This is a genomic window from Dawidia soli, from assembly GCF_018598185.1.
Classification (GTDB): Bacteria; Bacteroidota; Bacteroidia; order Cytophagales; family Cyclobacteriaceae; genus Ohtaekwangia; species Ohtaekwangia soli.
On the sequence record NZ_JAHESC010000005.1, the window covers coordinates 237,746 to 246,534 of the forward strand.

6 protein-coding genes and 1 pseudogene are annotated in these 8,789 nt (G+C 57.6%); 5 read left to right on the top strand and 2 right to left on the bottom strand.

Translation table 11 applies throughout. The features are described from left to right. Positions 1-100: 100 nt before the first annotated feature. Both KK078_RS05585 and KK078_RS05590 read right to left on the bottom strand, forming a co-directional pair. Positions 101-1,306 (bottom strand): hypothetical protein, encoded by a 1,206-nt coding sequence (locus KK078_RS05585; RefSeq protein ID WP_254089265.1) that lies wholly within the window; start codon positions 1,304-1,306, stop codon positions 101-103. A gap of 226 nt (positions 1,307-1,532) precedes the next feature. Then, on the bottom strand, positions 1,533-2,912 hold the full coding sequence (locus KK078_RS05590; protein WP_254089266.1) for an EndoS/ChiA family endoglycosidase: 1,380 nt from the start codon (positions 2,910-2,912) through the stop codon (positions 1,533-1,535). 511 nt (positions 2,913-3,423) lie between these two features. On the opposite strand from KK078_RS05590, the gene KK078_RS05595 reads away from it, so the two are divergent. From KK078_RS05595 to KK078_RS05615, 5 genes and pseudogenes are all read left to right on the top strand, one after another. Then, positions 3,424-3,906 carry a T9SS type A sorting domain-containing protein gene (locus tag KK078_RS05595; protein WP_254089267.1) on the top strand — a complete coding sequence of 161 codons (483 nt, stop codon included), beginning with the start codon at positions 3,424-3,426 and terminating at the stop codon, positions 3,904-3,906. A gap of 13 nt (positions 3,907-3,919) precedes the next feature. Further along, positions 3,920-6,340 (top strand): beta strand repeat-containing protein, encoded by a 2,421-nt coding sequence (locus KK078_RS05600; RefSeq protein ID WP_254089268.1) that lies wholly within the window; start codon positions 3,920-3,922, stop codon positions 6,338-6,340. Between the two features lie 221 nt (positions 6,341-6,561). Then, positions 6,562-7,146 (top strand): RNA polymerase sigma-70 factor, encoded by a 585-nt coding sequence (locus KK078_RS05605; protein WP_254089269.1) that lies wholly within the window; start codon positions 6,562-6,564, stop codon positions 7,144-7,146. 76 nt (positions 7,147-7,222) lie between these two features. Next, entirely contained in the window at positions 7,223-8,179 is a 957-nt protein-coding gene (locus tag KK078_RS05610; RefSeq protein WP_254089270.1) for a FecR family protein, read from the top strand. Between the two features lie 186 nt (positions 8,180-8,365). Further along, a pseudogene (locus KK078_RS05615) lies at positions 8,366-8,789 on the top strand (hypothetical protein); the annotation flags it as partial.

Consider the following 8,789-nt stretch of genomic DNA (forward strand, 5'->3'; position numbering starts at 1 on the left):
CTGGCGCCGGTGTTTAGTGCCCAGCGAAGCGCCGGCGCGTCACCGGCGCCGCGTATGGGGGCGGTCTCCTGACCGCCCTCCACACCCGGTGCCAGAGATTTTATTGAATCCGCACTGACGACACCTGGTCGTTCAGCCCGGCGGTATTTGCAAAATTGGAGTTGTTGGCCGTAAACGTCCACGACGTGCCGCCAAAGTTGTCATGCTGGTAGAGGATCACCGTCCAGCCGCTGGGAACCTGCATGGACGAAGCCCAGTCGTTTACAAAGCCGTAGGCTTGCAGTTGCGACAGGGTATAATTCCCCTTCGGAATAAAGCTGGTGGCTGTGCCGCCGTAGTTGCTGTGCTGAAAGAATTTGACACCCGTGGTGGGCGTGGTACCGCTCAGGCCGTTGCGAATGGCGGTAGCGTACTGCGCCGCCATGCCGTTGCCTACCCACTCGTCGTACAGCCACATCCAGCCGCCGGTGGTGCCGCACGTATTTTTCCAGGTCGTGAATTGTGACTGTACCGACGATGTCGACCCGCTCCAGCGGCTGCCGTGCACCGGTATCCCGCCAAAGTTCCAGTTGCAGGGGCTGTTGCCCGCGCCGCCCGCATAACACTGCAGGTGCACCTGGTCGATGGTGCCCGGCCGCTGGTTGTTGACCTGCGTCGCCACCGATGTCCAGAAGTTGGAGTTGGTATACGGACACAAGGCGACATTATAGCCCAGGTTGCCCAGCATCACGCAGAATTGCACCATGGTGCTGAGGTCGTAACAATTTTCGTCGTCCAGGTCGATCGCATCCGCGCCGGTGGCGGCCTTCAGTGCCTGGAAGTTGCGGTAGAGTATACTGGTCGAGCCAGTACCCTGCGCGTTGATCAGGTCACGGATATGCTGAAAGTCACCGATGTTGGAAGATCCGATGCTCAGCGTAACACGGTTCACCGACGTAGTGCCCGTCTTCAGACTTTGCAGGTCGCTGGCAAAGTTGGGGTACATACTACCGCCGATGTACGTGCCGTTGGACGCCACCGGAAACTCGCCGTTAAAATTCAGATCGCCGGCGGTGCTCACGGCGATGTTCCAAACCACTACTTCGGTAAAGCCCGAAGCCTTCAGCTCGGGAATGGTAACGGTCCTGTTCTGATAAATGGGCCCGCCGCCGAACACCGATACGGTAAGGCCCGCCGGCAGCGTGGCCGCATCGCCCTCGGCATCTTTTTTAACAACCGGATCTACTTCGTTCGAGCAGGATCCGAAAAACATAACAGACATAAGTGCCAGCATCCAGCCGGCGTGTTTACAATACGATAACTTCATAGAATATATATTTAGGTTACGAATTTTGTAATAACATCTGGCGCGACCCGATAGCTATCGGGTCTTCGGCCGCCTCGGCCGGCGACTCGTGCCCAGCACTGTTCGTGCACGCAATGGAGGGGGGCTCCGACCCCCGGCCGCCCGATCAATTGTTTTTAATCCTCAAAGGCAACAGCCACCCGTTGCATCATTGGTATCTACAACGCTATATAGGCGCGGCTCTTGATCAATTCCTGAACAGCTCCCACTCGGCCATCTGCATAATCGACCCACTCTGCACCGCACTGACATTCAAACGATAATATGTATAGGCCGTGCTGTTGCTGAACGTATACGTCTTCGTCAAAAACCGCGAAGCAAACGACTGGTTCGTCTGTGTATTGATGGTGGTCCACGTCGTGCCGTTATTACTTCCCTGCAACGTCCAGTTTCGCGGGTCACGCGCCGGTACATCGTTCGCTGACGTAATGGTATACTTGTTCACCACGTTGCTGGTGTTCGACTGAAACCGCACCCACGCGGCGGCATGCTGTGTCAGATATTTCGTACTGCTGCTATTGTCGATCAGCTTACCGATGTCTTCGCCGGTGGGCCAATCGGTGTACTGCGAAGTGATGGTGCCACTGTAGTTGGTAATGTCGGCGCCGGGCGGCGGGGTGGTGGGCGTGGTCGTCAACGCGGCAAAGATAGCATCGGTATACGTCTTGTTTTTATTCGCCGCAAACACCATGATGCCCGCCTTATCCGGCGTGGGGTGCCGTTGTGCTTCGGTAATGGCGCTCGCCTGGCTGTTGTCGTCGTACGACATGCCGAGCATCACCTTGGCGTTGCCGAGCGTGTTGGCCCAGTAGTTGAAGCGCGTGGTGTTGTTCTGAAAATAGCCCATGTCCATGACAAAGTTCAAATACTGGCTCAGGGCCACTTCGCGGAAGATAGGGCCGGGGGCGCCGCCGGAATAGAACGCACCGATATACATTTTGTTGGACGGGTCGGAAGACAGCGGGCCAAAGTAGTCGCCCAGCTCCTGGATCAGGTTGCGGTAGTTGGCATTGTCCGTCGCGCCGCGCTCCACGTCCAGGGAAATGCCGTCGAAGCCCACCGTGGTGACGCAAGTGTTGATGAAGGCGGCAAACTGCTGGTAGTTATACGCCGTACCGTTGTAGGTGGTAAAGGGTGTGGACGTACTCCACGAAGGGGCGTCGTCTACGTTCATCAGCACCTTGATGCCGCGGCTGCGCAGCGTCTGGATGTCTTCCAGGATCTGGCGCTTGCTGTGGTAGTAAGCATTCTGCATCCAGCCGGAGTTGTAGTGCACGGTGTCGGCGAGCTCCCACAGCGTGCCTTCAAACACCACCACGATGTTGGCGTTGTCGGTGAACGTGGTCATGGGGAGTATACCCTGGCCGGCAGGGGTCACGTCGAAAACATAATACGCTACCTTGTTCTGGCCCGCGGCGGGCAGGGCGAGGGGCTGCACCGCGGCAGGCGGCGCAGTATCGCGCAGCGAAGGCGATACGTCCTCGGGCTCGAGGCCTTGCAGGGTACATGAGTTCACCAGGCAGCACGCGGCGGCCGCCAGGGAAAGCAAAGAGAACTTCTGTTTCATATGAACGCTGGTTTTAAGTGGAAGACTACGTTCGGTTGTCGGTCACAACGTTGTTGCACTATCGTCACTTCCATCATCACGCTCGCCGGAAAAGTTGAGTTGCTTACGATGACGCACAGCTCAACAGGCGGGTATCGCACAACGCCTAATCATTACAGCCAACTCGTATAGGACTGCCAACACACGGAGGCACGGCGTTGGCAGCGGCGTAAACGAATGTAAGCAGCGCCGATGCGAATTGCAAGTGTCGTTCGTACCGGTTGCCCCAGGTCAGTCGTTTTGCCGGGGGATGTGGCCGGATGTTCGTTCAATGGTTTTAGTGATCTTTATTCTGTATATTCAATCATCGGAAGCCGCATTCTTCGTTTCGGCAGTCAGTGTAAAAGATCTTTTTGCGGCGGCATCCGGAGTCCTCCTGTATTCATTCTTTATCGTCAGGACATGATGGACAAGTCGTCCGCGTGTTATAGGTCGGTTTCGTATCCGCGAAAACTCACGTAAATAAATACATATGAAAGCTCCTCCAAAAGAATCGGTCACCATGCTTTTTATCATGCTGGCCTTGCCGCTCCTGGCACAAAAAAATGAGATCATGTCCACCGCCGGCGATTCATTCGCGACCGAAGCCGGCTACCTCAGCTTCACGCTGGGTGAAGTTGCCATCGAGACCCTTCCGGCGTCGCCACAAAAGCTCACGCAGGGCTTTCATCAGCCGGTGCTGTTCGTGCGCAGGGTTACCGGCGCAGCCGCGACGAACGAACTGGTGAAGGTATTCCCTAACCCCGTGGGCGCCGTGCTATACATGGAAAGCCGCCCGCGCGAAGCGGCCGGGCAGTATACCGTGCTCGACGTGCGCGGCATCACCGTACGCCAGGGCACGGTAAAGCAACGCACCGAAGTTTCCTTCGATGACCTTCCCCCGGGCACCTACACGTTGCAGGTAAAAACAACATCCACGCGCATGCAATCTTTCAAGATCGTCAAACACCCGTAACCCTCGAACCCCCATGAAACCACTGTCTATATTCTTTTTTACACTTATCGTCAGCACAGTTCTCGCGCAAGCCCCCGCCGGCTTTAAATACCAGGCCGTTATACGCGATGCCGTCGGCGAAGTAAAGGCCAACGCCCCTGTCGTCATAGGCCTCAGCATCCTGCAGGGCAGCCCCGACGGTATACGCGTATATACCGAAACACACCATACCACCTCGACCGAAGCCGGCCTCATCAACCTCACCGTGGGCGAAGGCAGCCATGGCGGCACCGGCCTGGCCGACATCGACTGGCAGGCGGGCCCGTATTACCTGCACGTAACCGTCGACGGTGTATTCTTCGGCACAAGCCAGTTGATGAGCGTTCCCTACGCGCTCTATGCGCTCAAGGCAGGAACCATAGAATCGGCCCTGGCGGACAGCGACAGCCTGTGGAGCCTGCACGGCAACGCCGGTACGACCGCACAAAATTTCCTCGGCACAAAAGACAACCGTCCGCTTACGATCCGCACGAACAACGTGCCCCGCTTGCGCATTTCCACGCGCGGACAGCTGGAGCCGCTGAACACGGGCTACTCCGTTTTTCTCGGCGAGCAGGCGGGACAAAACGATTCAGGCATCAACAATCAAAACGTCTTTATCGGGTATCAAAGCGGTACGCTCAGCGAAACCGGAAAGCTCAATACAGCCATCGGCTACATGTCGATGTATCGCAATAAAAGCGGCAGCACCAATACCGCCGTGGGCACCCGCGCACTGACCAGCAACGCTACGGGAAATTATAATACCGCCCTGGGCGCCGAGGCCCTGGCCACCAATACCGCGGGCACAAACAATACCGCCGTCGGCAACAACGCATTATATTACAATCAGACGGGCGGCGCAAATATAGCCGTGGGCGTTGCCGCGCTGTATCAGAATACTACGGGGAACTATAACACAGCGATCGGAAACGATGCCCTGCGCGCCAATAGTACAGGCACCTTCAATACCGGCGTGGGCCACCAGGCGCTCTCCGTCGTGACCACCGGTATAGGAAATACCGCCCTCGGCGCCGGCGCGCTCTATTCCAATAGCGGCGCAAGCTATAACACCGCAAGCGGCTATCGCGCCTTATATTCCAATAATACCGGCGCCTCCAACACCGCCATGGGCTATGAGGCCCTCCAGACCAACACCACCGCGGCATTCAACAGCGCCGTCGGCTGGCGCACCCTGCGTGCAAACCGCACGGGGCAGTGGAACACCGCGCTGGGCGCGCTCGCCCTGACGGTAAACGAAGCCGGCGGAAACACCGCGGTGGGGTATAGAGCACTGGCCGCAAACACCACCGCCGGCGATAATACCGCGCTCGGAAAAGAAGCCCTGGCCATGAACACCGTCGGCCAGCAAAACACCGCAGTAGGGTCGGGAGCGCTGACCGCCAATATCAACGGAGGAGACAACACCGCCGTGGGTACCCGCGCGCTGGCGCTCCATGCCGACGGCGCGGGAAACACGGCAGTCGGTGCGCAAGCCCTGGCCATTATCCAGCGGGGTAACGGTAACACCGCCGTCGGATCGCTGGCGCTGAGTAAAACCACCGATTCAGACGGCAACACCGCCGTGGGCAGCAACGCGATGCTGAACAACCAGCGGGGCCGGTATAACACTGCGATCGGTGAGCGTGCATTATACTCCAATATCAATGGACTGGACAATGTTGCCATCGGCCCGAGTGCCCTCGGCAGCAACACCTATGGCTCGGACAACGTCGCGCTGGCGGTGGGTGCGCTCGCTAAAAATACGCGCGGAGATTTTAATATCGCCATGGGAATAAACGCCGTGGCCAGCAACACCACGGGGGTTGGAAACATCGGCATCGGGCCCTATGCGGCACACAGCGTCGAGACCGGCGGCGGCAACACCGCCATGGGGTATGAAGCGCTGATCTGGAACCGCGGATCAGGCAACACGGCGCTCGGCGCCGGCGCTTTCAATGAACGCGGCCTCGACCCGGTCACCAATGCTACGGCCATTGGCCGGGGGGCACAGGTAACGATGAGCAATGAGATGCGCTTCGGCGATGACGTCGTGCGGAAGATCGGTGGGCAGGTAAACTGGAGCGCCGTGGCCGACAGCCGCCTGCAGCCTAACCCACAGGAAAATGTACCGGGCCTGGCGTTCATCACGCGTCTGCGGCCAATTACGTTTCAGGGCTTTTACCGCCTCAACACAGGCTTTGCCGGCCACGAGGTATTGGAAGCTGCCAACGCGATCGGCTACGACTTCAGCGGCATCGACGCGCCGCCCATCGAACGCCTGGGCGATATGTATACTTTGCGCTACGCGGAATTTGTGGTGCCGCTGGTAAAAGCGGTCCAGGAACAACAAGCGATTATCGAAGAGCTGAAACAGCGTGTGCAAGCGCTGGAGGCCGCCAGCCAACGGCGGTAACGTGAAGGCGTATAGTACGGCTGCCGGTGTCGTCACCGGTGGCCGGCTACGCCGATCGAACCATGCGCTACCATCCGATGGAGATTTCGGGACGCGCGTTGAATCAGCCGCCGATAACGTTGCCGGCGCCGGAAAATAATCTTTCCTGGATTGCAAACGATTTAGATTATTTTCTACTTTCGTTTACGGCGTAACGCGAGCCCACGTAATGCCGGTACAGCATGCACCTGCCAGGCGACCCGACATCCGACGATAACACGTTGCTCCGCTGCATTGCCCGGGGTGACCAGCGCGCCTTTGCCCTGCTCTTCGACCGCCACTGGAAAGTCTTATATAATAAAGCCGTCAACCTGCTCGAAGATCCCGCTGCCGCCCAGGATGTCGTGCAAGACTGTTTTATATCCCTGTGGGAAAAAAGCGCCCACCAGTCCATTGAAAATGTAGGCGGATATCTTTACCAGTCCGTGCGCTATGCCTGCTTTATGCACTTGCGGTCGGGCGCCATCTCGCAAAAACACCTCGATCATATCCATCAGCGCGCCGTCGCGATCAGTACCAGCGCCGAGCAAGAGCTCGACGCACAGGAGCTGCAAGCCGTACTCGACCAGTCCATGGACCGGCTGCCCGAAAAATGCCGCGAGATCTTTTACCTCAGCCGCTTCGAGCTGCTGCCCAACAAACAGATCGCCGAGCAGCTCCGGATCTCTCCCAAAACCGTCGAAAACCAGATCACCAAAGCCCTGCGTATTCTCCGGCTGTCGGTCGACAAGCTGGTATCCGTGGTGCTGTTCGCCGACCTCTTCTGATCCCGTCCGTATCTTTTTTTAATTTTTTTTCCCGCCGCCATAGGGGATTCTGCAATCGTATGCAACTACGGAGTAGATGAACATAGATGAGCAACATTTTAAGCGGCTTCTCGATGCCTACCTGACGGGCCGCGCCACGCCGGAAGAGCAGAAACTGCTGGATGATTTCTTTGAAACCTACCCGCAGCTCCGCCGGACCTCAACCCAGGCGGATGCCGCCACGCGCGAAGCGATCTGGCGTCAGCTGGCGTCCAACCTGCCCGCCCGCCCGCCGCAAGGCAAGGGGCGAACGCTTGCGCCGGTCTGGTACTCCGTCGCCGCGACCATCGCGTTGTTCGCCGTGTCGTATTTCCTTTTCGTGCGGTATACCGGCGATACGCCGGCGCCACAGACCGTACCGCTGCGACAGGCTGCGACAGACCGCGGCCAGAAATTGAAAATAGAGCTGCTGGACGGTACGCAGGTAACGCTCAATGCGAACAGTACGCTGAAGTTCCCCGAGCAGTTCGAGGGCAATGTGCGCGAAGTATACCTCACCGGCGAAGCCTACTTCCAGGTGGCGCACGATGCGGCCCATCCGTTCATCGTCCACACGCCCGTCGCCAACACGCTGGTGCTAGGCACATCGTTTAACGTCAGGCTGACGCCCGACAACCGCGCCGAGATAACGCTGGTCGAAGGGAAGGTAGATGTCGGCGGTGTGATCCTGAAGCCCAATCAGCAAGCCATTGCGCGCCAAGGCGGGGAGCCGGTAGAGGTGCGCGATGTAGACGTCACGGCATTTGTCGATTGGAAAGACAATATCCTGCGGTTCGACGACGTGCGCCTCGGCGATGCGGTGACCGTGTTGCAGAATTGGTACGGCGTCGATATCACGCTGGAAGACCCTGCGCTGGCCCACTGTACCATCAGCGCTACCTACCGCAAGGAGACCCTGAAGAACGTGCTGGCCAGTATCAGCTATATGCTCAAGCTCACCTACCGGCAAGACGGTAATAAGATCGTGCTACAGGGCCACGGCTGTAAACAATAACCTGCTAAACCCACAACGAATAACAATATGAAACGGAGATCCTTTGATGCCATGCCGCCCTGACGGGGCCTGCTGCATACTACTATACCCATAAAAAAAGTAGTCCGGGGGAGAGACATTTTGACCGATGGCTTCCTCGGACTACAGCCTGAGACTTATTGCGTAAACTCAAACCATAACAAACCTATGAAATTTTTACATAAGCTACTCATGCTTATATCGAAATACACATGGCGTCTTTTCATCATACAGGTCATCTGTATGAACCTGGGATTTGCGTCGGATATCAACAGCCAGAGCCTGGAAAAGGTAAAGGTATCCCTCGCGTTAAAGCACGCCACGTTATCTACCGTGTTCAAGGAGCTCGAAACCAAGACCGACTTTGTCTTTGCGTATTCGGGGCAGCTGGATACCCGCAACACCTTCAACCTGCACTACAAAAAAGCCACCCTGCGCCGCGTGCTGGAAGACCTCGCGCGCCAGGCGTCCGTCGAGTTTCAACTGGTCAACAAAACGATCTCCGTCAAGGCCAAAGAGCTGAAAGCACGCGCGCCGCGACCGCCGGTTATCAGCGTGCGCGGGCAGGTCAAAGACGAAGACGATACACCGT

Coding starts and splice junctions, on each gene's coding strand:
- KK078_RS05585 (WP_254089265.1), bottom strand. CDS start 1,306: ATGAAGTTATCGTATTGTAAACACGCCGGCTGGATGCTGGCACTTATG.
- KK078_RS05590 (WP_254089266.1), bottom strand. CDS start 2,912: ATGAAACAGAAGTTCTCTTTGCTTTCCCTGGCGGCCGCCGCGTGCTGC.
- KK078_RS05595 (WP_254089267.1), top strand. CDS start 3,424: ATGAAAGCTCCTCCAAAAGAATCGGTCACCATGCTTTTTATCATGCTG.
- KK078_RS05600 (WP_254089268.1), top strand. CDS start 3,920: ATGAAACCACTGTCTATATTCTTTTTTACACTTATCGTCAGCACAGTT.
- KK078_RS05605 (WP_254089269.1), top strand. CDS start 6,562: ATGCACCTGCCAGGCGACCCGACATCCGACGATAACACGTTGCTCCGC.
- KK078_RS05610 (WP_254089270.1), top strand. CDS start 7,223: ATGAACATAGATGAGCAACATTTTAAGCGGCTTCTCGATGCCTACCTG.